This window comes from Brevundimonas poindexterae, assembly GCF_020524625.1.
GTDB lineage: Bacteria > Pseudomonadota > Alphaproteobacteria > Caulobacterales > Caulobacteraceae > Brevundimonas > Brevundimonas poindexterae_A.
Genome location: NZ_JAIVLL010000002.1, coordinates 488,782 through 509,151, shown reverse-complemented (window position 1 = coordinate 509,151; position 20,370 = coordinate 488,782). Strand labels below are relative to the sequence as shown.

Below are 20,370 nucleotides of genomic sequence, written 5' to 3'. Positions count from 1 at the left end.
TCCCAAAGCGGTGTCCGGAGCCGAGGCTGGCACAGGACGGGCCGGGAAGCGAGGGCGGGATATAAGGATATCCTTATATGATTGTTGCCCCGGCGGCCCGTGCGGTCTATAGCGGCCCCCTGTCCGTGACCGGCCGAAAGGCCCCTGCCGCGAAGGTATCCCCATGACCGACTACATCGTTCGCGACATTTCGCTCGCGCCCTACGGCAATAAAGAGATTGCCATCGCCGAGACCGAAATGCCCGGCCTGATGGCGCTGCGCGAGGAATATGGCGCGGCCCAGCCGCTGAAGGGCGCCCGCATCGCCGGCAGCCTGCACATGACCATCCAGACCGCCGTGCTGATCCAGACGCTGGAAGCGCTGGGCGCCGAGGTCCGCTGGGCCTCGTGCAACATCTACTCGACCCAGGACCACGCCGCCGCCGCCATCGCGGCCAACGGCACGCCGGTGTTCGCCACCAAGGGCGAGACGCTGGAAGAGTACTGGGACTATGCCCACAAGATCTTCGAATGGGCCGACGGCGGCTATCCGAACCTGATCCTCGACGACGGCGGCGACGCCACCCTGCTGTGCGTGCTGGGCCCCAAGGCCGAGAAGGACGCCTCGATCCTCGACAATCCGGAGAACGAGGAAGAAGAGGCCCTCTATGCCGTGATGAAGCGGTATCTGAAGGAAAAGCCGGGCTTCTATTCGGCCATTCGTGACGCCATTGGCGGCGTCTCGGAGGAAACCACTACCGGCGTGCACCGCCTGTACCAGATGGCCGAGCGCGGCGAGCTGCCGTTCCCCGCCATCAACGTCAACGACAGCGTCACCAAGTCCAAGTTCGACAATCTGTACGGCTGCCGGGAGTCTCTGGTCGACGCCATCCGTCGCGGCACCGACGTCATGCTGTCGGGCAAGGTCGCGGTGGTCTGCGGCTATGGCGACGTGGGCAAGGGTTCAGCTGCCTCGCTGCGCCAGGGCGGCGCTCGCGTGATCGTGACCGAGATCGACCCGATCTGCGCCCTGCAGGCGGCCATGGAGGGCTACGAGGTCCAGACCCTCGACGATGTGGCCGACAAGGCCGACATCTTCGTCACCGCCACCGGCAACAAGGACGTCATCACCGTCGATCACATGCGGGCCATGCGCAACAACGCCATCGTCTGCAACATCGGCCACTTTGACTCCGAGATTCAGGTCGCGGGCCTGAAGAACATGAAGTGGGACGAGATCAAGCCGCAGGTCGACCACGTCGAATTCCCGGACGGCAAGAAGATCATCCTGCTGTCGAAGGGCCGTCTGGTGAACCTCGGCAACGCCACGGGCCACCCCAGCTTCGTGATGTCGGCCTCCTTCACCAACCAGACGCTGGCCCAGATCGAACTGTGGACCAACAAGTCGAAGTACGAAAACCAGGTCTACGTCCTGCCCAAACACCTTGACGAGAAGGTCGCCGCCCTGCACCTCGACAAGTTGGGCGCCAAACTGACGACCCTGACCAAGTCCCAGGCCGACTACATCTCGGTGCCGACCGAAGGGCCGTTCAAGCCCGACCACTACCGCTACTGACCGGCGCTGACGCCGCACCCCGCCCGGCCCTCTGGTCAGGGCGGGGCGGCGGGCCTAGGTTGCCGGCATGGGCAATATCGTCGACATCCTGATCCTCGGCGCCATCGCGGCGGTCGCCATCACCCTGGGCTTTGGTCTCAAGGCGCTGTTCACGCCGGGGGACGCGGCACGCAGCCGCTCGAACCATCTGATGCGTCTCCGGGTCGCGCTTCAGGCCGTGGCCGTCGTGCTGCTGGTCGCTGCCATGTGGTGGAAATCCACGCACGGGGCCTAGGCCATGGTCGTTCTGAACAAGATCTACACCCGTACCGGCGACGAGGGTCAGACCCGTCTGGCCAATGGCGCGCCTGTGTCCAAGACCGACCTGCGGGTCGAGGCTTATGGCGCGGTCGATGAGCTGAATGCCGTCATCGGCCTGGCCCGTCTGAACTCGGGCCAGAACGACCGGATCGACGCCATGCTGGCCCGCATCCAGAACGAACTGTTTGATCTGGGCGCCGATCTGGCGACGCCGCTCGACCCACCTCCCGAGTGGGAGGCCCTGCGCATCATCGACAGCCAGGTCGAGCGTCTGGAGCAGGAAATCGACTGGATGAACGAGAGCCAGAAGCCGCTGGACAGCTTCATCCTGCCGGGCGGATCACCGCTGTCGACCCATCTGCATCTGGCCCGGACGGTCTGCCGTCGGGCTGAACGGTGCGCCGTGCGCCTGGTCGAGGCCGGGGTGGCGGTGACGCCGGCCGCGCTTCGCTATCTGAACCGGCTGTCCGATCACCTGTTTGTCGCCGGTCGCCGCGCCAATCACCACGGCGCCGATGACGTCAAATGGCGCCCGGGCGCCACGCGCTAACGCCTATTTGCCCTGCAGGGCCCGGACGCGGGCCCGTTCCGCGTCGGTCGCTTCCTGGCGGGCACGCCTTTCGGCCGCCACCTGCCGTTCCAGCTGGACCAGCTCCTGCCCCTTGGCCTTCGACGCCTCGGCCCGCGACATGCCGGGCGGGCGGCCGGTGATGTCCGGAATATAGATGGGCGTGGCGCAGGTGCGGGTCTCGATGTCGTACCAGTTGCCCCTGGCCTCGCAGCGCTCGCCCGGCGTCACCCAGAAGAAATGGAACACCAGAACGCCCGCGGCGATTACCCCGAACACGCCAAAGAACAGGGCGGCCAATCGCGGAAGGGTCAGAAAGCGACGCATGGGGGCCTCAAGGCTCGATTACAGGGGCGCGCGGCGCCTTTGCCGCAGAAAGCTTGACCCCACGTTACATTGACAGTCCGGTTCGACCGTTCCATGTCCCTCGCCACATATTGCGGCGTTTCAATGGATAGACTCATGAAGGTTCTCGTCCCTGTCAAACGGGTGATCGACTATAACGTCAAGGCCAGGGTCAAGGCCGACCAGAGCGGTGTCGACCTGGCCAACGTCAAGATGAGCATGAACCCCTTCGACGAGATTGCCGTCGAGGAGGCCGTCCGCCTGAAGGAAGGCAAGGGGCATCACGCGGCCAATACGGCCGAGGAGATCGTGGCCGTCTCGGTCGGCGTGACCCAGGCCCAGGAGACGATCCGCAACGCCCTGGCCATCGGCGCCGACCGCGGCATCCTGGTGCAGTCCGACACGGATCTGGAGCCGCTGGCCGTGGCCAAGGTGCTCAAGGCCGTGGTCGACGAGGAAAAGCCCGATCTGGTGCTGATGGGCAAACAGGCCATCGACGGCGACAACAATGCGGTCGGCCAGATGCTGGCTGCCCTGCTGGACTGGCCCCAGGCCACCTTCGCCTCCAAGGTCGAGATCAAGGACGGCAAGGCCCAGGTCACGCGCGAAATCGACGGCGGCCTGCAGACGATCGAGGTCGCCCTGCCGGCGGTCATCACCGTCGACCTACGACTCAACACGCCGCGCTATGCCTCGCTGCCCAACATCATGAAGGCCAAGAAGAAGGAGATCGCCACCAAGGCGGTCGCCGACTACGGCACCGATACGGCGCCGCGCCTCAAGGTCATCAAGGTCACCGAGCCGCCCAAGCGCGAGGCGGGTGAGAAGGTGGCCGACGCCGCCGAACTGGTTGCCAAGCTCAAGTCCAAGGGAGTCATCTGATGGCCGTTCTCGTCATTGCGGACCACGACGGCGCGACCGTCCGGGACACCACCCATAAGACCGTGACCGCTGCCGCGAAGATCGGCGGCGACATCGACATCCTGGTCGTGGGCGAAGGCGCCAAGGGCGCGGCCGATGCGGCCGCGAAGATCAAGGGCGTGCGCAAGGTCCTGCTGGCCGAGAGCGCCGGTCTGGGCAAGGTGCTGGCCGAGGCCGTCGAGGCCACCGTCCTGCCGCTGGCGGACGGCTATGACGCCATCCTCGCCCCGGCCACCACGGACGGCAAGAATTTCGCCCCGCGCATCGCCGCCAAGCTGGATGTCGCCCCGATCTCGGACATCATCGAGGTCGTGTCGCCCGATACCTTCGTGCGCCCCATCTATGCCGGCAATGCGCTGGAGACGGTGCAGTCGTCCGATGCGAAGAAGGTGATCACCGTGCGTCCGACCGGCTTCGATTCCGCGGAAGAAGGCGGCTCGGCCCCGGTCGAGTCCGTCACCGGTGGTGATGCTCCGAAGACGACCTTCGTCTCGGAGGAGATGGTCAAGTCGGATCGTCCGGAACTGGGTGCGGCCAAGATCGTCGTCTCCGGCGGCCGGGCCCTCGGCTCCTCCGAGGAGTTCCACGCGGTCATGGATCCGCTGGCGGACAAGCTGGGCGCCGCCGTCGGCGCCTCGCGCGCCGCCGTGGATGCCGGCTATGCCCCGAACGATTATCAGGTCGGCCAGACCGGCAAGGTGGTCGCCCCCGAGCTCTACATCGCCATCGGCATTTCGGGCGCCATCCAGCACCTGGCCGGCATGAAGGACTCCAAGATCATCGTCGCGATCAACAAGGATCCCGATGCCCCGATCTTCCAGGTCGCCGACTATGGCCTGGTCGCGGACTACAAGATCGCCGTGCCCGAACTGATGGCGGCGCTGGGCTGATCCGGTCTGCAGACTGAAGGCAGGGGGCGCGGCGTCACGGACCCGCGCCCCTTTCTCGTTGAAGGACGCCACTCGTGACCATCGAGAGCGAAGATCAGCCGGAGAAACTGTGCGCCGGGGGCGGGCTGGTCGCCCTGACGCTGGCCTGATGGCTCGCCTATTCGTGAAGCTCACACCCGGGGCGGCGCAGGATCGACTGGACGGCTGGGACAGCGATCCGGAGGGGCGGCCCGTGCTCAAGGTGCGGGTCCGCGCCCGCCCGGTCGAGGGCAAGGCCAATGAGGCGCTCGTCCGTCTGGTCGCCGACGCCCTGGGTGTCCCGCGTCGTGCTGTCTCTCTCGTGCAGGGGGACCGCAGCCGGATCAAGCGGCTGGAGGTCGACGGCCTCGACGACGATGAAGTCCGGGAGCGCCTTACAGCTTTGTAATGAATCGGGCTTTGACGCGGCGAGCGGAAGCCTCTTGTAATCGCGTCTTCGCTCGCCCTGCCCGGGGCGCGTGACGATCCGGTTGACTGGGGAGCTGACCACCATGTTCACATCACGTCTGCGGGGGTCCGCGTCCGGGCCGCTCGCCCTTGTTCTGGCGGCCACGCTCGGCCTGTCGGCCTGTGCCACGACCGATGAGGGGTCGTCCTCCGGCAATGGCGAGGCCACGCCCGCGCGCGAGGCCAGGGCCCTGCCGACCGGTATGGATGCCGCCGCCAATCCGGACCCCTATCCCTCGACCTATCGCGGCCTGCCGCGCGAGAACCTGGCCATCGTCGGCGCCACGGTGCTGACCGGTGACGGCCGCAAGATCGAGAACGGCGTGGTCATCCTGACTGACGGCAAGGTCTCCGCGGTCGGTGACGCCTCGACGGCCGTCCCGGGCGGGCACCGGGTGATCGATGCGCGCGGCCGCTATGTGACGCCGGGCATCATCGATGTGCATAGCCACCTCGGCGTCTATCCGTCCCCCGGCGTGCAGGGGATGAGCGACGGCAACGAGGCCACCAACCCCAACACCGCCGAGGTCTGGGCCGAGCATTCGGTCTGGCCGCAGGATCCGGGCTTCAACACCGCTCGCGCCGGCGGCGTGACCACCCTCCACATCCTGCCCGGTTCGGCCAATCTGTTTGGCGGTCGTGGTGTGACCCTGCGCAATGTGCCCTCGGTCACCATGCAGGGCATGAAGTTCCCCGACGCCCCCTATACGGTGAAGATGGCCTGCGGCGAGAACCCCAGCCGCGTCTATGGCGGTCGCGGCCGCTCGCCGGCCACCGGCATGGGCAATATGGCCGGCTATCGCGCCGCCTTCATCGCCGCCCGGGACTACAAGCAGAAGTGGGACAAGTGGCGCGAGACGGGCGAGGGCTCGCCGCCGACCCGCAACCTGCAGCATGAGACACTGGTGGGCGTGCTGGACGGCTCGATCCTGATCCAGAACCACTGCTATCGCGGGGACGAGATGGCCCTGATGATCGATATGTCGAAGGAGTTCGGCTATCGCATCACCACCTTCCACCACGCGACCGAGGCCTACAAGGTGGCGCCGCTGTTGGCCCGCGAGGGCATCTGCGCGGCCATGTGGACCGGCTGGTGGGGCTTCAAGATGGAGAGCCTCGACGCGATCGAGGAGAACGTCGCCCTGGTCGATGCGCCCGAAGGCTCCTGCGCCGTCGTCCACTCGGATGACGCCGAGCTGATCCAGCGCCTCAACCAGGAAGCCGCCGCGGCGCTGGCTGCCGGTCGCCGCGCCGGGATGGACATCAGCGAGGAGCACGCCATCAGCTGGATCACGCTGAACGCCGCGCGCGCCATCGGCATCGACGACCAGACCGGCTCGCTGACCCCCGGCAAGCGCGCCGATGTGGTGATCTGGAGCGCCGATCCCTTCTCGATCTATGCCCGCGCCGATCAGGTGTTCGTGGACGGGGGCCTGGCCTTTGATCGCTTCGACCCGGCCTATCAGCCGGTCTCCGACTTTGAACTGGGTCAGCCGGGCTATGGCCTGTCGGCCGCCGGTACCCGTCAGGGAGCACGCTGACATGACCCTTCGTCTTTCTCCCCTCAAGTCGCTGGTTCTCGGGGCCGTGGCCGCCGTCGGTCTGGCAGCCAGCCCCGCCCTCGCCCAGGACACCGTCGCCGTGACCGGCGGTCGCGTCCTGACCGGCACCTCGGTCATTGAGAGCGGCACCGTGGTCATGCGTGGCGGCCGGATCGTCTCGGTCGGCACGGGCGCGGCTCCGGCTGGTGCCCGCGTTATCGACGCGACGGGCCAGGTCGTCGCGCCCGGCTTCGTCGCGGTCGATTCGGGCCTCGGCGGATCCGAGGTGTCCTCGGTCGGCGGCACCAATGACCTCCGGAATGCCTCCAATACCCTGAGTGCCGCCTTTGACGTCTCCTACGGGCTGGACCCCTGGTCGATCACCCTGCCGGTTGCGCGGCTGGGCGGGGTGACCCGCGCCATTGTGGTGCCGAACCACCCCGGCTCGTCCAGCGGCCACTATCACGAGGAAGACACCGCCGGCGCGGGCGAGGGCGGCTATCACTCGCCGGGCCTGTTCGCGGGTCAGGCGGCCGTCATTCATCTGGCGGCCGGGACCGACATTCTGGTCAAGCCGCGCGTGGCCATGGTCGCCCCCTTCGGTGAAGCCGGCGCCGGTGTGGCCGGTGGCTCGCGCGGCGGGGCCATGGTCCTGTTCCGCGAGACCCTGGCGGAGGTCCGCCTCTACGCCCGCAACAAGGCGGCCTATCAGCGCGACGACCTGCGCCCGCTGTCGCTGTCGCGCGCCGACCTCGAGGCCCTGATCCCGGTGGCCGAGGGGCGGATGCCGCTGATCATTACCGTGTCGCGCGCCGCCGACATTCTGCAGGTCCTGCGTCTGGCCGAGGAAGAGGGCCTCAAGGTCATCCTCGACGGCGCCGAGGAAGGCTGGCTGGTCGCCGACCAGATCGCCGCCGCCGGTGTGCCGGTGCTGCTGAACCCCATCACCAACCTGCCCGGCAATTTCGAGCGCCGGGCGGCGCGGATGCAGAATGCGGCGGCCCTGAATGCGGCCGGGGTGGTCATCGCCATCAAGGGCAATGAGGGCTCGATCCACCGGGCGCGCGAGACCCGCTACAACGCCGGCAACGCCGTCTCGCACGGCCTGCCCTATGAGGCGGCGATCGCGGCCATCACGGTCAATCCGGCGCGCATCTTCGGCATGGACGGCCAGTTCGGAGAGCTGCGCGCGGGCGCCGCCGCCGATGTGGTCATCTGGACCGGCGATCCGCTGGAGCCGCTGAGCCAGCCCGTGGCCATCTACATCGGCGGCGTCGAGCAGCCGCTGGAGAGCCGGCCCTATCTGCTGCGCGACCGCTATCTGGGCGGGGGCGAGGGGGCGCGTCCCCCCGCCTACTCCGCGCAGTAGGAGCCGTCAGGCGCCCGGCAGGAAGGGCGAGAAGGTGATGACGGTGAAGGTGTCGCGGATGTGGGGCCGGGTCTGGACCTCCTTCGTGACGAAGGTGCCGATGTCCATCTCCCTGGGCAGCTGGAACTTGGCCAGCAGGTCGTACTGGCCCGAGGTCGAATAGACCTCGGAGACCCGCTCGACGTTGTCGACGATGTCGGCGGCGACATCGTTGGCGTGCCCCAGCTCGCATTTGATGAAGACGAAGATGGCGGTCATCATGGGCGGTCCCTCCGGTCGGTCGGAGGTCTGTAGCGGATGCGGACGGACGGAGTAAGGGCCTGGACCTCGAAGCCGAATACAACAACCGCCGGCGGGTGCCCGACCACGGCGCCGTCATGGCGAGGTGGGCCGAACGGGCCGAGGCGACGCGGGCGGCTCATCCGCACCAGCGGATCGCCTATGGCCCCGGGCCGCGCGAGGTGCTGGACCTGTTCACGCCCGAGGGGCAGCCGGAGGCACCGGTCGCCGTCTTCCTGCACGGCGGCTATTGGCAGGCACTGGACGGGGCGGCCTTCCACGGCATTGCCCCGGCGCTGCTGAGCCACGGCATCGCGGTCGCCATCCCCACCTATGACCTCGCCCCGGCGGTCAGCCTGGGCCGGATCCTGCGGCAGGTCCGGACGGCCACGGAGCTGATCCGCGATCGCACCGGATACCGCCCGCTGGTGTTCGGCCATTCGGCGGGCGGCCATATGGCGGCGGCCCTGCTGTCCGAGGGCCGGGCGGGGGCGGCCGTGGCCATTTCGGGCGTGTTCGACCTCCTGCCCCTGACCCGCACCAGCCTGAACGAGGCGCTCCAGCTCGACCCCCTGATGGCCACCGCCCTGTCGCCGATCCACTGGCCGGTGCCCGATGGGTCCAGCCCCGGCGGCACCACCCTGGACTGCTGGGTCGGGGCCGAGGAGAGCGCCGAGTTCCGCCGCCAGTCGCACGCCATGGCCGAGCGCTGGGGCGCGGGCGGCGCCGACACCTCGGTCCGCGAGCTTCCCGGGCTGAACCACTTCACCGTGCTGGACCCCCTGTTCGAGGCCAGCAGCCCGGAGGTCGCGCGACTGGTCCAGCTGGCCCACGAAACCAGCCGTGAAGCCGCCCCGGCTTGACGCGCGGCCCGGTTGGTCGCACCCCTCGGACTGACCCAGCCTCCGGAGCCTGCCCCATGCCCGCCTACCCCGCCGACCGCCTGACCGTCGTGGCCGCGCTGGAGGCGCAGGGCATCTGCCCGGTCTTCTACCACCCCGAGGTCGAGGCCTGCCTCGGCATCATCCGCGCCTCGGCCCGCGGCGGGGCCCGGGTGATCGAGTTCACCGACCGGGGCGACCACGCCGCCGACCTGTTTGCCGAGCTGTCGAAGACGCTGGCCCGCACCGACCCGGAGGTGATCCTCGGCATCGGCTCGATCGTCGATCCGGGCACGGCCGCCCTCTATCTGTCGCGCGGCGCCCGCTTCGTCGTCAGCCCCTGCGGCGTCGAGGCGGTGGCGAAACTGTGTAACCGCAAGCGCGTGGCCTATATGCCCGGCTGTGGCTCGGTCACCGAAATCAGCCAGGCCCAGGAATGGGGCTGTGACGTCGTCAAACTGTTCCCCGGCGCTCAGGTCGGCGGCCCGGCCTTCGTCAAGGCGGTCATGGGCCCCATGCCCTGGACCAAGATCATGCCCACCGGCGGGGTCGAGCCTGAGGAGGCCTCGCTAAAGGCCTGGTTCGACGCCGGCATCATCGCCGCCGGCATGGGCTCGCGCCTGATCCCCGACAAACTGGTCGACGAGGCCGACTGGGACGCCCTGGAAGCCCACATCGGCCGGGCGGTGCAGATGGCGCGGTCGGTGCGCGGGTAAAAAAGACCGTCTGAATCGTCTGAATGGTCTCAAATCCAGAGCCCTCCCCCTCGATGGGGGAGGGTTGGGTGGGGGTGCCGCGCACCCTCAGGCGCCGATCGCTCTGACACCCGTCTCTCGCGCGCCTTTTCCCTGGAAGACAGTGCAAGCACCCCCACCCCCGACCCCTCCCCCATCGAGGGGGAGGGGAGGTGCTTCGAGGGCCTGGTTTCGAGAAATTACCGTCTGAACCGTCTGAATCGTCTCGATTGCGTCTCCGTGCCGTGAGGGGGGGCGGGTAACCGGACATCCTGCACCACCCCGCGACCCGGTCGGGCAGATCGGGGCGGAAACGGGCGGGGGTGTTGAAAGGATTGCGAAAACGGTGGGCAGGCGTGCGGGCCGGAGCGCCCTTCTCCCCTCGGGGGAGAAGGTGGGCCGCGGAGCGGTCCGGATGAGGGGGCGGGTGCCGACGCGGCCGCCCTTCCTGTGCAAGTCCGGCGTCCCCCTCATCCGTCAGGCTTCGCCCGACACCTTCTCCCCCGGGGGGAGAAGGACCATGTAAAGCCAAAGGAGCCCCCCATGACCGCATCGCCCAGACCCCTGCAGATCGATTTCGTCTCGGATGTCGTCTGTCCCTGGTGTGTGGTGGGGCTGGGCGGACTGGAGACGGCGCTGGGGGCATTGGCGGCCGAGGGGATCGCGGCGGAGATCCACTTCCAGCCGTTCGAGCTGAACCCCGACATGGCGCCCGAAGGGGAAAACATCACCGAACACATCGGCCGCAAATACGGCGCCACCCCCGAACAGTCGGCGAACAACCGCGCCATGATCCGCGACCGGGCGGCGGAAGCCTGGCCGGATGACGGCAAGGGCTTCGAAATGCGGATGGGGCCGGACAGCCGCATCTGGAACACCTTTGACGCCCACCGGCTGCTGCACTGGGCCGGCACGGTGGGGCCGGCCGAACAGAGGGCGCTGAAAGAAGCCCTGTTCCGCGCCCACTTTACCGACAACCGCCCCCTGCCCGACGCCGATGTGCTGACGGGCGCCGCAGAGGCCGCGGGGCTGGACCGCGACGAGGCCGCCCGCGTGCTGGCCGACGGCCTCTATGCCGCCGAGGTCCGCGAGGCCGAAGCCCTGTGGCACGCGCGTGGCATCACCGGCGTGCCCGCCGTGGTGGTGGAAGGCAAATACCTGATCAGCGGCGGCCAGCCGACGGCGGTGTTCGAAGAGGCGCTCAGGAAGATCGCGGGGGAGGTTTGAGCCCCCTCCCGATGGGAGAAGGATCAGGATCGCGCCGCCTCGGCCGTGCCCGCTAGATCCGCTCGATCCGTCCGATGCGCAGGCGGCCGACGCTGAGCTCGTCCACATGCAGGCGGCGCACCCGGGCACGGCCCACCGAAAGCCGGCCGATGGCCAGGGCGCCGATGGCCAGCGCCCCCACGGCGAGCGCGCCCAGCATCAGCGAGCCGACCGCCCCGGTCCCCAGGGCGCCCGCGCCGGACGCGACGGCGCCGGCCCTGGCGGAGCGGACGGCGACGGGCGGGGGCTAGGGGCCGGGTCATGGGGCACAGAATGACCGAGGCGGGGCCGGGCGCAAGTCCCCCGGTTTCTCCGGAAGCCGGAGCGCCGGTGGACGCCCTTTATGCCGCCGAGGTCCGCGACACCGAGGCCCTGTGGCGTAGCCGCGGCATCACCGCCGTGCCTGCCGTGGCGGTAGAGGGGAAGTGGTTGATCTCAGGGGGGCAGCCGGCGGGGGTGTTTGAAGAGGCGTTGCGGGGGATGGCGAGAGAGGCCTAGCCTCTAAGCCAAGCTAAACTATAGCTTCCCGTTGAGGGTCGTTTCATGCCATCACTGGTTGGGGACGGGGAGGGAAAATTGGTTTTCAGTTTACCATGGGAGAAATCTCGGACAGTCAGGTGCCCAGACGGCACTACACGGGAGGTCTTCAAAAAACTCGATGACGCATTCCCTCTTTCCTTCAAGGCCGTGACCGTAAAGGCGAAAGCGAACGTCAACGCAGCACAAGAACTCGGGGGTGAAGTTGCGGGGCAGTACGAGGATAAAATATCGGAACTGATGTTCCGGATAGACGAATATAACGCATCCACCCAGTCACAACTAAGAGCTGCGTACACGGTTTACGCAGCAAGCCCGTGTACACATATCGACTATCTTGCTCGCGCACTCGATACGATTCGGGATCGGGAGGACGCGTTGAGGCGAGCAGATGCGACAGTCCGAATGATAGTCTCTGCGATAGAAGCATTCCGTCGCGGCGAAAGAAGCGCTGAGTCGGTTATTGCGAAGCTCGGCGATAACCTAGCGAAGGCATTGGATTTTCTTGGAGATCCTCCGAGCGGTCAGATTCTCGTAAACGAGATGTCTTCTATCGAAGACAAATCTGCTGAGTGGAGGCTCTGATGGCAAGGAAGCTTTGCTTTTTGAGCTCGAAGGGTGGGTCTGGCAAAACGACAACAGCGGGTGCGCTTGGCACGTTCCTATCATTGTTGGGAAAGCGTGTTCTGCTTATCGATACAGATGCTGCAACAAATGGCATGACGTTGTTGTATCTAAACCAGCTTATCGGGACCAAGAAGGCTAGTCAGCGTACTCAGAGAGGGCTTTTCGAATATGAGGGAGCGACTGTCGATCTGGTATCTATTACTCCGAAGTTAAACTTCGCACCTGCGTCTTTTCATATGTCCGATACCGACTCCGTAAATCCGGAAACATTCCATTCCAGCCTTTTATCGGTCTTGTCTGCCTGGGAGGACGAGCATGATTTCGTAATCATGGATGCTCAGGCTGGTACTGACGTTTACGCAAGAATAACGGCAGGAATGGCGGATGAAGTGGTGGTGGTTAGTGAGTATGACCCACTCTCTGCTCAGGGCACGGAAAGGTTAAAAATACTAATGGGGCAAGTAATGGACCCCTCCAGTACATGGACGCTTTTCAACAAAGTGCTGCCTGAATTCGCAACATTGGTGGGCGACGGACTGTCGATAGCCCGATATCTGCCGCCGATTCCTTGGGATGCGGACGTTGTTCGCGCGCTGGCTAGGCGGGATCTGGCGCTCGATATGAAAGAGCCGAACGGATATACGCTAGCGATTGCATCGATCGCGAATGAGATTTACCCGGACGAAATTGGGAGCAAAATCGAGGAATGGCGAGATAGAGTTCTTGCAAACACGGTTCATCCTATTAGCTCAAGCATTGATTATCTCTCAGCCGAGATCGATCATCTTATGGCTAAGGCAAAAAGGAAGCGTGTTTGGACGCAGGCTGCAACCAACGTCGGAACCGCCTCGTTTGCCTTGGCCGCAGCGATTGCCGTCTCATTTCTCGAGACTGGGCAAGGTCTAACGACTAACTTCGGGTTGGAGTCGTGGGCTGTATCGACCGCTCTAGTCGGTGGCGTCGCCACTTTAGCCGCTGCCGGTGCTGCCGCGTATGCGGTGTTCAGAAGCAAGCCTAGAACAGATAGCGACGACTTCCGGCTAGCTCGCCTTCGGGCTGAGCGAGAAAGACTTCGGACGGCTCGAGACGCTGCTCGTTCTGCGCTGGAGAATATTCAGAAAGCTGGCTTCTATGCCGAGTTCCGAAGGCGCCCGAACTAGCTCGCGGCACCTTAAATTCGATCACTGAAGCAGCCCACGACGGCGCACTCGACGGCCGAGAGGGTGAGAACTCAGTTCAGGAGAAACAAAGGTTTCGTCCCCCGCACCAGTGCAGCCGACTCCTACGTCCTAGACCTTCACCTCCACCACACCGCCCCCCGCGCGGAATTTCGCGCTCATCTCGGCCATGCCCTTTTCGGCTTCGTCGGCCTTGGCGGCGTCGCGGATGTCCTGGCTGATCTTCATGCTGCAGAATTTCGGGCCGCACATGCTGCAGAAGTGGGCGGTCTTGTGGGCCTCTTTCGGCAGGGTCTCGTCGTGGTATTTGCGTGCGGTTTCGGGGTCGAGGCCGAGGTTGAACTGGTCTTCCCAGCGGAACTCGAACCGGGCGCGGCTTAGCGCGTCGTCATGCAGGCGGGCGGCGGGGTGGCCCTTGGCCAGATCGGCGGCGTGGGCGGCGATCTTGTAGGTGATGACGCCGTCCTTGACGTCCTGACGGTCGGGCAGGCCCAGGTGCTCCTTGGGCGTGACGTAGCAGAGCATGGCCGTGCCGAACCAGCCGATCATGGCCGCCCCGATGGCGCTGGTGATGTGGTCATAGCCGGGGGCGATGTCGGTGGTCAGCGGCCCGAGCGTATAGAAGGGCGCCTCGTGGCAGTGCTTCAGCTGCTCATCCATATTCGCCTTGATCTTGTGCATGGGCACATGGCCGGGGCCCTCGATCATGACCTGACAGCCATTTTCCCAAGCAATTTTAGTGAGCTCCCCCAACGTGCGCAGCTCGGCGAACTGGGCCTCGTCATTGGCGTCGGCGATCGAGCCGGGGCGCAGGCCGTCGCCGAGGCTGAAGCTGACGTCATAGGCGCGCATGATCTCGCAGATCTCGGCGAAATTCTCGTAGAGGAAGGACTCCCGGTGGTGGCTGAGGCACCACTTGGCCATAATCGAGCCGCCGCGCGAGACGATGCCGGTGACGCGTTTGGCGGTCATGGGCACGAAGGGCAGGCGGACGCCCGCGTGGATGGTGAAATAGTCCACGCCCTGTTCGGCCTGTTCGATCAGGGTGTCGCGATAGACCTCCCAGGTCAGGTCCTCGGCGATGCCGTTCACCTTCTCCAGCGCCTGATAGATGGGCACGGTGCCGATGGGGACGCTGGAGTTGCGGATGATCCAGTCGCGGATGTTGTGGATGTTGCGGCCGGTCGACAGGTCCATGACGTTGTCGGCGCCCCAGCGGGTGGCCCAGACCAGTTTGTCGACCTCGTCATCCACCGAGGACAGGACCGCCGAATTGCCGATGTTCGCATTGATCTTCACCAGGAAGTTGCGGCCGATGATCATCGGCTCGACCTCGGGGTGGTTGATGTTGTGCGGGATGATGGCCCGGCCGCGGGCGATCTCCTGACGCACGAACTCGGGCGTGACGAAGTCGGGGATGGCGGCGCCGAAGTCCTCGCCGTCGCGGACGCAGGGCGCGGTCTGCTCGCGGCGCAGGTTCTCGCGGATGGCGACATATTCCATCTCGGGCGTGATGATGCCGGCGCGGGCGTATTCCAGCTGGGTCACCGGACGGCCGGGGACGCCCTTGAACACCTTGTGGTTCGAGGTGTCGAAGCGCGGGGCGAGGTGGCGGCCCGAGGCATGGCCGTTGTCTTCCGGCTTGACCTCGCGCGGGTTGGCCACGGGGGCGATGTCGCCGCGGTCGAGCTGCCAGCTGGATTTGACGGGCGGCAGGCCCTTCCTGATGTCGATGGTGACGGTCGGGTCGGTATAGGGGCCCGAGGAGTCATAGATGGTGACCGGCGGCTCATTGGCGCTGGGGTGGACCGCGACCTCGCGGAAAGGGACGCGGATGTCGGGGTAGAGCTCGCCCGCCACATAGACCTTGCGACTGCCCGCCCGCTCGCCGGTCGGGATGGTGCCCGTTTCCTTCATCACCGCTTCCCGCGCGTCTTTCAGCGCCAGATCGGACGAGGGTTCAGCAGGAGTCTCGGCCGATTCAGCGCTTTTGGGGACGTGGATATTCATGGCAGCCTCTGCGTGTGAGGGCGCCGACGAACGGAGCGAGGGTCCTGTCGCGTGGACCTGTGTCTCATCCCTTCGCCGGCATGACCCGGATCAGGTTCGACGGGTCAGGACGCGGTCCTATCTCAGCCGCCTTGCGCGACCCCCCGGAGAACAGAAGCACGATAGGCCGATCTCAGGGCTCGGACCAGCCCCGGATGCGAAATGGCGTGTCGGGGCCCGGACGGGCGGGCAGGACCAGGCTGAGCCGCTCGCGGCCGTGGCCGGGGGCATAGTCGAGCGTGGCCGAGGCCACATCGGGGGCCGTGCCCCCCTCGACCTCGACCGAGGCGGCGGTGGCGTCACCGCGATTGCTGACCTCGACCTCGGCCACCCACTGATCGCCCATGGGCCGGGCCTCGACCAGACGCACGGACAGGTCGGGCGGCGCGGTGGCCCCGGCCGCCTTCAGCACGATGATCAGGGTGGCCAGCGTCAGCACCAGCCCCAGCGCCGCCATGGCCCATTCGAGGCGGGGGTGCTTCCAGCGGGGCTTGTCAGCAGTCCTTGCGGAGGTCTTTGCCATGGATCAGACCAGCAGCCGCGCGGCGGCGGCCCCTATGGAGGCGGGAAAGGCCAGGACGACAGTGGTCGACACCAGCTGCGCCTGGGCCTGACCCTCGGCCCGGCCGAAGATCCACAGCAGCAGGGCGCAGACCAGCAGCACCAGGCCGTAGCCCGCGAGGGTGAAGTGGAAGAAGGCGGTCAGGGGCCGGCCCTGTTCCTCCTGACCGGCAAAGCCCGCCTGATAGACGATGATGTGCATCAGGCCGAGAGACAGCAGGACCAGGGCGACCGTGTGCCAGGGCGTGGCGCGAAAGGCGATCAGGATCACCTCTTCGGTCGGGGCGACGTTGAGGCCGAGGAACAGCGCGCCGGCCACCATCAGGAACAACTCGCCGGGATAGGTGGCGCGGGCGTCGCGATCCGCGTCGGTGGTCTCACCCAGCTGCCGCCGGGCCAAAAGGGCGCCCAGCGCCCCGGGCACGGCCTGAAGCGTGATCTGGGCCAGCATCTGGCCGCCGGTCGCGCCGATCTGCAGGGCATTCAACACGACCAGCAGGCCCGCAGCGGTGATGAAGCCGACGGCCAGGGCGGCCAGCATGTCGAACACATCCGCCAGCAGGCCCCGGTCCTCGCTGAAGCCCGCATAGCGCGCCAGACCGAACAGCAGGGGCAGGGCCGCCAGCAGGAAGACCGTCAGGTGCCGCCCGTCGAGGTAGAGCCCCAGCTGCCACATCTCCATGGTCATCAGCAGGGGCACGGTGAACAGCAGGGCGCCGCCGAAGGCCCGCGCCAGATCGCGCCCGTAGGCGGCCTCCTGTGACCGGTCGATGCGGAACGCCTGGATCATGGCCCCGGAACGCACCAACCGGCCGGACGGCTCCGCGTCAGGCGGGGGGCAGCTGGCCCTTGATCACGGTCCCGCCGAACAGCCAGATCAGCAGGGTGACGGCGCCGATGCCCGCGCCCGCCAGCGCCAGCAGGCCCAGCATCCAGAACAGGGCGCCCGAGGCCGCCGCCAGCCACAGGATCAGCAGGGCCGCGCCGAGGCAGGCGACGATCCAGACGACGATAAAGACACCCATGAGCAGGTGGTTGGTCAGCATGCCGGGCCCCAGCTTGCGACACGACGGGCAGCGCACCGCCTCGCCGCCCATGCCCTCGGACAGGCGGTCCAGCTCGGCGTGGGCCGCCTCGACCGTGCCGTCATCAGGCTGGCTGAGGCCGCCGGCGTCGCGCTTGACCTCGACCGTGCGGGTGAACTGGTAGCGGGTCGAACAGTGGGGGCAGTCGATGTCGTGGGTCAGGTTCCGCGAGAATACGAACTGCTGTTTCGCCATGGGGCGGTCCTCCTGCCGGGCGGGTGCTATAGGAGCCGCGCCGGGCCGGAGGGTCAACCGCCGGCCCTGTACCCGTCAGGCCCCGTCAGCTGAATTCGGCCTCGAGATCGGCGAGGCGGGCGGCCTGGTCCTCGGCGATCAGGGCGTCGAGCAGGGGATCGATGTCGCCCTCGAGGATCTGGGGCAGGCTGTGCAGGGTCAGGCCGATACGGTGGTCGGTCACGCGCCCCTGCGGGAAGTTGTAGGTGCGGATGCGCTCGGACCGGTCGCCCGAGCCGACCTGGGACTTGCGGGCGTCCGAGCGCGCTGCGTCCTTGGCCTGACGCTGCTGGTCGTACAGGCGGATGCGCAGGTTTTTCATCGCCTTGTCGCGGTTCACATGCTGCGACTTTTCCGAACTGGTCACGACGATACCGGTCGGCAGGTGGGTGATACGCACGGCCGAGTCGGTCTTGTTGACGTGCTGGCCGCCCGAGCCGGAGGCCCGGAAGGTGTCGATGCGGATGTCCTTGTCCTGGATCTCGATCTCGACGTCCTCGACCTCGGGCAGGACGGCGACGGTGGCGGCCGAGGTGTGGATGCGACCGCCCGCCTCGGTGACCGGCACGCGCTGCACGCGGTGGACGCCCGACTCGAACTTCAGCCGCCCGAACACGCCGTCGCCAGAGACGGTGGCGATGATCTCCTTGTAGCCGCCGGCCTCGCCCTCGGTCGCCGAATCCAGCTCGACCCGCCAGCCGCGCGTCTGGGCATAGCGGGAGTACATACGGAACAGGTCGCCCGCGAACAGGGCGGCCTCGTCGCCGCCGGTGCCGGCGCGGACTTCCAGGACGGCGGAGGCCTGTTCATCGGCATCGCGGGGCGCCAGCAGCAGGGCCACCTGACGCTCCAGCTCGGGCAGATGTTCGGACAGGGTCTCGCGCTCGGCCTCGGCCATGGCCGCCATTTCCGGGTCGTCGGCGAGCGCCTCCAGGTCCTCCAGCTCGGAACGGGCGCGGGCCAGGGCGCTGACAGCCTCGGCGACCGGCTTCAGCTCGGCATGCTCCTTGGACAGGCGGACGATCTCCTGACCGTCGGTGGCCGCGCCCATGCGGGCCTCGACCTCCTGAAAGCGGTCAATCACCTGATCGAGACGGGCCTGGGGAAGTCGCAAGGGAAGGGGTGTCCTGCCGTGAACCGAGCGCGCGGTTTAGCGCAGTCGTCCTAGCGGGGATAGGTCTGGACGAAGCTGTCGCGGGCTTCCAGCCGCTCCGTCAGGGCCACCAGACGCGGGTGGCCGGTGCGCCAGTCGATGTCCGGGTGACGAAAGCCGGTCCAGGTGGTGGCGACGGCGGTGGCGATGACGCCGAGATCCTGCGCGGCGTCGTCGGGCAGGGTGTGTTCGAGGGCGTCGAACGACCGGTGCATGTTGCGGGTCCAGCGCTCGATCCATGAGGGGGACTGCTCGCTCTCGGGGCGGCGCCGCTCCAGCACGCGTTTAACCCCCATCTCCAGTGCGCCATGGGCGAGGGTCTGGAGGCGGCGGACCCGCCAGCGCCCCGGTCCTTCGGCAGGCAGCAGCCGGGGGCCGGTGGTTCCGTGCGCGTCCAACCATTCGCAGATGACCGGGCTGTCGGTCAGCGGCAGGCCGTCGCCCGCGATCAGGGCCGGGACCTGGACCAGCGGGTTGGAGGCCATCAGGCCGGGGTCGTCCGCATAGGGATCGGCGACGACCTCCTCGATGCCGTCAGCCAGGCCGCGCTCGCGCGCCACGATCCGGCACAGGCGGGCATAGGGGGAGGCGGTGGAGATGTAGAGCTTCATGGTCACTCCGCTGCGGTGCGGGTCGCCTGACGGGCGGCCTCCAGCTCGGCGGCCTTGTCCTCCACCCGGGCGACGATTTCGTCGATCATGCCCTCATTGGCCTGTTTGTGGGCGATCTTGCCGTTCAGATAGACCATGCCCGCGCCCTTGCCGCCGCCGGTGAAGCCGACGTCAGTATAGAGGGCTTCGCCCGGGCCGTTGACGACGCAGCCGATGATCGACAGCGACATGGGGGTGGTGATGTGGGCCAGCTTTTCCTCGAGGATGCCGACCGTCTCGATAACGTTGAAGCCCTGACGGGCGCACGACGGGCAGGCGATGATGTTGACGCCCCGGTGGCGCAGGCCCAGCGACTTCAGGATGTCGAACCCGACCTTGATCTCCTCGACCGGATCAGCGGCCAGGCTGACGCGAATGGTGTCGCCGATGCCCGACCACAGCATGGTGCCCAGCCCGATCGACGACTTGATCGTGCCGGAACGCAGCGGCCCGGCCTCGGTCACGCCAAGGTGCAGCGGGCAGTCGATGGCATCGGCCAGCTGCTGGTAGGCGGCGACCGTCAGGAACGGGTCGGACGCCTTCACCGAAATCTTGAACTCGTGGAAGTCGTGGTCCTGCAGGATGCGGGCATGGTTGAGGGCGGACTCGACCATCGCCTCGGGGCAGGGCTCCCCGTATTTCTCAAGCAGCTCGCGTTCCAGCGAGCCGGCGTTGACCCCGATGCGCATGGAGCAACCGTGGTCGCGGGCGGCCTGGACCACTTCGCGCACCCGGTCGGCCGAGCCGATATTGCCGGGATTGATGCGCAGGCAGGCGGCACCGGCCTGGGCCGCCTCGATGCCGCGCTTGTAGTGAAAATGGATGTCGGCCACGAGTGGGACGCGGGCCTCGCGCGCGATCGTTTTGAAGGCGGCGGTCGACTCCTCATCCGGGCAGGAGACGCGGACGATGTCGGCCCCGGCGGCCTCCAGCTGACGGATCTGGTCGATTGTGGCGGCCGCGTCCGAGGTCGGCGTATTGGTCATCGACTGGACCGTGATCGGCGCGCCGCCGCCCACGGGGACATTGCCGACCATGATCTGGCGGCTGGGGCGGCGCTCGATATGGCGCCAGGGACGGACGTGGGCGAGCTCGGACATGGCGAGGTTCAGATAGTCCCTATCGATGCCGATTGCCACGGCCCCGATGTCACGGCCCCGA

At 67.0% G+C, this 20,370-nt stretch carries 24 protein-coding genes and 1 riboswitch; of the genes, 14 read left to right on the top strand and 10 right to left on the bottom strand.

The window, feature by feature from the left end; genetic code table 11:
• Positions 1-163 precede the first annotated feature (163 nt).
• From ahcY to LC068_RS08855, 3 genes are all read left to right on the top strand, one after another.
• Positions 164-1,555 (top strand): adenosylhomocysteinase, encoded by a 1,392-nt coding sequence (gene ahcY, locus LC068_RS08865; protein WP_226636424.1) that lies wholly within the window; start codon positions 164-166, stop codon positions 1,553-1,555.
• 67 nt (positions 1,556-1,622) lie between these two features.
• Entirely contained in the window at positions 1,623-1,829 is a 207-nt protein-coding gene (locus LC068_RS08860; protein WP_209119743.1) for a twin transmembrane helix small protein, read from the top strand.
• A gap of 3 nt (positions 1,830-1,832) precedes the next feature.
• Positions 1,833-2,405: a cob(I)yrinic acid a,c-diamide adenosyltransferase gene (locus tag LC068_RS08855; protein WP_226636422.1), complete on the top strand. Its 573-nt coding sequence runs from the start codon at positions 1,833-1,835 to the stop codon at positions 2,403-2,405.
• 3 nt (positions 2,406-2,408) lie between these two features.
• Here LC068_RS08855 and LC068_RS08850 read toward each other — a convergent pair whose 3' ends face one another.
• Positions 2,409-2,750 (bottom strand): hypothetical protein, encoded by a 342-nt coding sequence (locus tag LC068_RS08850; RefSeq protein ID WP_226636419.1) that lies wholly within the window; start codon positions 2,748-2,750, stop codon positions 2,409-2,411.
• A 135-nt stretch (positions 2,751-2,885) separates the two neighbouring features.
• Here LC068_RS08850 and LC068_RS08845 point away from each other — a divergent pair, with 135 nt between their 5' ends.
• From LC068_RS08845 to LC068_RS08825, 5 genes are all read left to right on the top strand, one after another.
• Positions 2,886-3,650 (top strand): electron transfer flavoprotein subunit beta/FixA family protein, encoded by a 765-nt coding sequence (locus LC068_RS08845; RefSeq protein WP_209119740.1) that lies wholly within the window; start codon positions 2,886-2,888, stop codon positions 3,648-3,650.
• On the top strand, positions 3,650-4,579 hold the full coding sequence (locus LC068_RS08840) for an electron transfer flavoprotein subunit alpha/FixB family protein (RefSeq protein WP_226636418.1): 930 nt from the start codon (positions 3,650-3,652) through the stop codon (positions 4,577-4,579). The genes LC068_RS08845 and LC068_RS08840 overlap by 1 nt, the downstream gene beginning before the upstream one ends.
• Before the next feature lie 148 nt (positions 4,580-4,727).
• A complete protein-coding gene (locus LC068_RS08835; RefSeq protein ID WP_226636415.1) occupies positions 4,728-5,006 on the top strand; it encodes a DUF167 domain-containing protein in 279 nt (92 codons plus the stop codon).
• A gap of 103 nt (positions 5,007-5,109) precedes the next feature.
• Complete coding sequence (locus tag LC068_RS08830) at positions 5,110-6,606, top strand: amidohydrolase (protein WP_226636413.1); 1,497 nt, start codon at positions 5,110-5,112, stop codon at positions 6,604-6,606.
• A 1-nt stretch (position 6,607) separates the two neighbouring features.
• Entirely contained in the window at positions 6,608-7,975 is a 1,368-nt protein-coding gene (locus LC068_RS08825) for an amidohydrolase family protein (protein ID WP_226636411.1), read from the top strand.
• A gap of 6 nt (positions 7,976-7,981) precedes the next feature.
• Here LC068_RS08825 and LC068_RS08820 read toward each other — a convergent pair whose 3' ends face one another.
• On the bottom strand, positions 7,982-8,236 hold the full coding sequence (locus tag LC068_RS08820; protein ID WP_226636409.1) for an Lrp/AsnC family transcriptional regulator: 255 nt from the start codon (positions 8,234-8,236) through the stop codon (positions 7,982-7,984).
• A 116-nt stretch (positions 8,237-8,352) separates the two neighbouring features.
• On the opposite strand from LC068_RS08820, the gene LC068_RS08815 reads away from it, so the two are divergent.
• The 3 genes from LC068_RS08815 (at position 8,353) to LC068_RS08805 (ending at position 11,096) form a co-directional block, all read left to right on the top strand.
• Positions 8,353-9,117: an alpha/beta hydrolase gene (locus LC068_RS08815; RefSeq protein WP_226636407.1), complete on the top strand. Its 765-nt coding sequence runs from the start codon at positions 8,353-8,355 to the stop codon at positions 9,115-9,117.
• Positions 9,118-9,173: 56 nt separating this feature from the next.
• Positions 9,174-9,851, top strand: coding sequence for a bifunctional 4-hydroxy-2-oxoglutarate aldolase/2-dehydro-3-deoxy-phosphogluconate aldolase (locus tag LC068_RS08810; protein WP_226636405.1), 678 nt, complete (start codon positions 9,174-9,176; stop codon positions 9,849-9,851).
• Positions 9,852-10,412: 561 nt separating this feature from the next.
• Positions 10,413-11,096 carry a DsbA family oxidoreductase gene (locus LC068_RS08805; RefSeq protein ID WP_226636402.1) on the top strand — a complete coding sequence of 228 codons (684 nt, stop codon included), beginning with the start codon at positions 10,413-10,415 and terminating at the stop codon, positions 11,094-11,096.
• Positions 11,097-11,148: 52 nt separating this feature from the next.
• Here the strand turns inward: LC068_RS08805 and LC068_RS08800 are convergent, their stop codons facing one another.
• Positions 11,149-11,295: a hypothetical protein gene (locus LC068_RS08800; RefSeq protein WP_226636400.1), complete on the bottom strand. Its 147-nt coding sequence runs from the start codon at positions 11,293-11,295 to the stop codon at positions 11,149-11,151.
• Positions 11,296-11,396: 101 nt separating this feature from the next.
• Here LC068_RS08800 and LC068_RS08795 point away from each other — a divergent pair, with 101 nt between their 5' ends.
• From LC068_RS08795 to LC068_RS08785, 3 genes are read left to right on the top strand one after another with little or no spacing between them, the layout of a single operon-like run.
• Positions 11,397-11,633 carry a DsbA family oxidoreductase gene (locus LC068_RS08795; RefSeq protein WP_226636398.1) on the top strand — a complete coding sequence of 79 codons (237 nt, stop codon included), beginning with the start codon at positions 11,397-11,399 and terminating at the stop codon, positions 11,631-11,633.
• Between the two features lie 45 nt (positions 11,634-11,678).
• Positions 11,679-12,257, top strand: coding sequence for a hypothetical protein (locus LC068_RS08790; RefSeq protein WP_226636396.1), 579 nt, complete (start codon positions 11,679-11,681; stop codon positions 12,255-12,257).
• On the top strand, positions 12,257-13,459 hold the full coding sequence (locus LC068_RS08785) for a ParA family protein (protein ID WP_226636394.1): 1,203 nt from the start codon (positions 12,257-12,259) through the stop codon (positions 13,457-13,459). The genes LC068_RS08790 and LC068_RS08785 overlap by 1 nt, the downstream gene beginning before the upstream one ends.
• Before the next feature lie 129 nt (positions 13,460-13,588).
• Here the strand turns inward: LC068_RS08785 and thiC are convergent, their stop codons facing one another.
• The 7 genes from thiC to ispG all read right to left on the bottom strand — a co-directional run bounded on the left by thiC (position 13,589) and on the right by ispG (position 20,309).
• Positions 13,589-15,394, bottom strand: a complete 1,806-nt coding sequence (gene thiC / locus LC068_RS08780; protein WP_226637076.1) for a phosphomethylpyrimidine synthase ThiC — start codon at positions 15,392-15,394, stop codon at positions 13,589-13,591.
• Positions 15,395-15,536: 142 nt separating this feature from the next.
• Positions 15,537-15,643: riboswitch (TPP riboswitch) on the bottom strand.
• A 16-nt stretch (positions 15,644-15,659) separates the two neighbouring features.
• Positions 15,660-16,049 (bottom strand): hypothetical protein, encoded by a 390-nt coding sequence (locus LC068_RS08775; RefSeq protein WP_226636392.1) that lies wholly within the window; start codon positions 16,047-16,049, stop codon positions 15,660-15,662.
• Between the two features lie 3 nt (positions 16,050-16,052).
• The gene (locus LC068_RS08770) at positions 16,053-16,877 is read right to left on the bottom strand and encodes a TIGR02587 family membrane protein (RefSeq protein WP_226636390.1); all 825 of its coding nucleotides are present in this window, start codon (positions 16,875-16,877) and stop codon (positions 16,053-16,055) included.
• Positions 16,878-16,914: 37 nt separating this feature from the next.
• Positions 16,915-17,367, bottom strand: coding sequence for a hypothetical protein (locus LC068_RS08765; RefSeq protein WP_209119724.1), 453 nt, complete (start codon positions 17,365-17,367; stop codon positions 16,915-16,917).
• Positions 17,368-17,452: 85 nt separating this feature from the next.
• Positions 17,453-18,520, bottom strand: coding sequence for a peptide chain release factor 1 (gene prfA / locus LC068_RS08760; protein ID WP_226636389.1), 1,068 nt, complete (start codon positions 18,518-18,520; stop codon positions 17,453-17,455).
• A 50-nt stretch (positions 18,521-18,570) separates the two neighbouring features.
• On the bottom strand, positions 18,571-19,170 hold the full coding sequence (locus LC068_RS08755; RefSeq protein WP_226636388.1) for a glutathione S-transferase N-terminal domain-containing protein: 600 nt from the start codon (positions 19,168-19,170) through the stop codon (positions 18,571-18,573).
• A 2-nt stretch (positions 19,171-19,172) separates the two neighbouring features.
• On the bottom strand, positions 19,173-20,309 hold the full coding sequence (gene ispG / locus LC068_RS08750; RefSeq protein ID WP_226637074.1) for a flavodoxin-dependent (E)-4-hydroxy-3-methylbut-2-enyl-diphosphate synthase: 1,137 nt from the start codon (positions 20,307-20,309) through the stop codon (positions 19,173-19,175).
• Between the last annotated feature and the right edge of the window lie 61 nt (positions 20,310-20,370).

Bases quoted from the DNA above. Each gene is read 5' to 3' on its own strand.
- ahcY (WP_226636424.1), top strand. From the start codon at position 164: ATGACCGACTACATCGTTCGCGACATTTCGCTCGCGCCCTACGGCAAT.
- LC068_RS08860 (WP_209119743.1), top strand. From the start codon at position 1,623: ATGGGCAATATCGTCGACATCCTGATCCTCGGCGCCATCGCGGCGGTC.
- LC068_RS08855 (WP_226636422.1), top strand. From the start codon at position 1,833: ATGGTCGTTCTGAACAAGATCTACACCCGTACCGGCGACGAGGGTCAG.
- LC068_RS08850 (WP_226636419.1), bottom strand. From the start codon at position 2,750: ATGCGTCGCTTTCTGACCCTTCCGCGATTGGCCGCCCTGTTCTTTGGC.
- LC068_RS08845 (WP_209119740.1), top strand. From the start codon at position 2,886: ATGAAGGTTCTCGTCCCTGTCAAACGGGTGATCGACTATAACGTCAAG.
- LC068_RS08840 (WP_226636418.1), top strand. From the start codon at position 3,650: ATGGCCGTTCTCGTCATTGCGGACCACGACGGCGCGACCGTCCGGGAC.
- LC068_RS08835 (WP_226636415.1), top strand. From the start codon at position 4,728: ATGGCTCGCCTATTCGTGAAGCTCACACCCGGGGCGGCGCAGGATCGA.
- LC068_RS08830 (WP_226636413.1), top strand. From the start codon at position 5,110: ATGTTCACATCACGTCTGCGGGGGTCCGCGTCCGGGCCGCTCGCCCTT.
- LC068_RS08825 (WP_226636411.1), top strand. From the start codon at position 6,608: ATGACCCTTCGTCTTTCTCCCCTCAAGTCGCTGGTTCTCGGGGCCGTG.
- LC068_RS08820 (WP_226636409.1), bottom strand. From the start codon at position 8,236: ATGATGACCGCCATCTTCGTCTTCATCAAATGCGAGCTGGGGCACGCC.
- LC068_RS08815 (WP_226636407.1), top strand. From the start codon at position 8,353: ATGGCGAGGTGGGCCGAACGGGCCGAGGCGACGCGGGCGGCTCATCCG.
- LC068_RS08810 (WP_226636405.1), top strand. From the start codon at position 9,174: ATGCCCGCCTACCCCGCCGACCGCCTGACCGTCGTGGCCGCGCTGGAG.
- LC068_RS08805 (WP_226636402.1), top strand. From the start codon at position 10,413: ATGACCGCATCGCCCAGACCCCTGCAGATCGATTTCGTCTCGGATGTC.
- LC068_RS08800 (WP_226636400.1), bottom strand. From the start codon at position 11,295: ATGCTGGGCGCGCTCGCCGTGGGGGCGCTGGCCATCGGCGCCCTGGCC.
- LC068_RS08795 (WP_226636398.1), top strand. From the start codon at position 11,397: ATGGGGCACAGAATGACCGAGGCGGGGCCGGGCGCAAGTCCCCCGGTT.
- LC068_RS08790 (WP_226636396.1), top strand. From the start codon at position 11,679: ATGCCATCACTGGTTGGGGACGGGGAGGGAAAATTGGTTTTCAGTTTA.
- LC068_RS08785 (WP_226636394.1), top strand. From the start codon at position 12,257: ATGGCAAGGAAGCTTTGCTTTTTGAGCTCGAAGGGTGGGTCTGGCAAA.
- thiC (WP_226637076.1), bottom strand. From the start codon at position 15,394: ATGAAGGAAACGGGCACCATCCCGACCGGCGAGCGGGCGGGCAGTCGC.
- LC068_RS08775 (WP_226636392.1), bottom strand. From the start codon at position 16,049: ATGGCAAAGACCTCCGCAAGGACTGCTGACAAGCCCCGCTGGAAGCAC.
- LC068_RS08770 (WP_226636390.1), bottom strand. From the start codon at position 16,877: ATGATCCAGGCGTTCCGCATCGACCGGTCACAGGAGGCCGCCTACGGG.
- LC068_RS08765 (WP_209119724.1), bottom strand. From the start codon at position 17,367: ATGGCGAAACAGCAGTTCGTATTCTCGCGGAACCTGACCCACGACATC.
- LC068_RS08755 (WP_226636388.1), bottom strand. From the start codon at position 19,170: ATGAAGCTCTACATCTCCACCGCCTCCCCCTATGCCCGCCTGTGCCGG.
- ispG (WP_226637074.1), bottom strand. From the start codon at position 20,309: ATGTCCGAGCTCGCCCACGTCCGTCCCTGGCGCCATATCGAGCGCCGC.